The sequence below is a fragment of the Ruegeria sp. C8 genome, from assembly GCF_056537565.1.
Genome location: NZ_JBQFRV010000039.1, coordinates 1 through 1,295 on the forward strand (window position 1 = coordinate 1; position 1,295 = coordinate 1,295).

Annotated in this window: 1 protein-coding gene; it reads left to right on the forward strand. The window is 57.4% G+C overall.

Features of this window, described 5'->3' with window-relative positions; translation table 11 throughout:
* On the forward strand, positions 1-1,152 hold a 1,152-nt coding region (gene terL, locus ACR0KL_RS22710; RefSeq protein WP_480777548.1), incomplete at its 5' end, for a phage terminase large subunit.
* Between the last annotated feature and the right edge of the window lie 143 nt (positions 1,153-1,295).

Genomic DNA, 1,295 nt, shown 5'->3' on the forward strand with positions numbered 1-1,295 from the left:
GAAGATTGTCGTCGGATCATGTCTGCGCGCTGGTACCGGGAAATGTTCCCTGAAACGGTCTTGGCTAGAAAGGGCAACACCTCAGAAGAAATCCGCACCACAAAGGGAGGCAGCCGTAAGGCTGTCTCCATTGGAAGTTCTGTCACCGGTCATGGCGCTGACTACATCATCATCGATGACCTGCTGAAAGCCGGAGATGCCGGCTCCGAAGCCGAGCTGGTCAAGGCGCAGGAGTTCATTGAGGGGACCTTGTTGTCGCGCTTCGACAATCCGGCCGAAGGGCGCGTGGTTATGGTTGCGCAACGGTTGCACGAGATGGATCCGCCGGGTTATCTGCTCGAACGCGGGACCTATCGGCATCTGAATCTGCCTGCCATCGCCGAAGACCATGAGGTGGTTCCTCTTGGGCGTGGAAGGGTCATGCGCCGCAAACCGGGTGATCTCCTGTGCCCGTCCCGTTTGGATCAGCAAACGCTGGATACCAAGCGTCGCGAAATGGGCGCGGCCGTGTTCAATTGCCAGTATCAGCAGAACCCCATTGCTCCCGACGGGTCGCCCTTGCGCTGGGAGTGGTTTGGCACCTACGAGACCATCGAAGATCGCCGCTGGTATCAGCTTGTCGTTCAAAGCTGGGATACGGGGATGTCCGCGGATCCCCGGTCTGATTTCTCTGTCTGTACAACCTGGGGGTTCCGCGAAAATGCGTGGTATCTTATCGACGTCTGGCGCGGGCAGGTAGACTACCCAGACCTGAAAGCCAAGGCACTGCAACTTGTCGGCCGTTGGGATCCCGATCGAGTCCTGATCGAAGATGCGGCCTCAGGCAAACCTCTTTTGGACGAGCTGTTTCGTGATGACCGTCGGCGCTACGAACGCATTAAACCCGACAAGGACAAGGAAACCCGGTTCCAGTCCGCTTGCGGTCCTGTCGAAGAGGGCAAGGTTTATCTGCCTGCAGATGCACCCTGGCTGCCGGTATTCAAACGAGAGCTTCAATCCTTTCCACGCGGACGCAACGACGATCAGGTCGACAGCTTTGCCCACTTTGTGAACTGGTCCAAGGGAGTGGGGTTCTATCGGGCGCTAGGCCATGATCATCAGATAAACATCGAACGTCGCGAGCGCCGTCGCGAGCGGATCAGACGGCGGTAGAATCTCGGAGTTGAGCTTTAAGACGCATCGAGCCCTGCTTCAAAGTTGGTCACCTCTATCTATCCCGCAAGCGGCCCCAATGACCGCTTGCATCCGCAAAACAGTCCTTTGACTAAAGCTGTCGGATGACTGCTTCGAGCCCA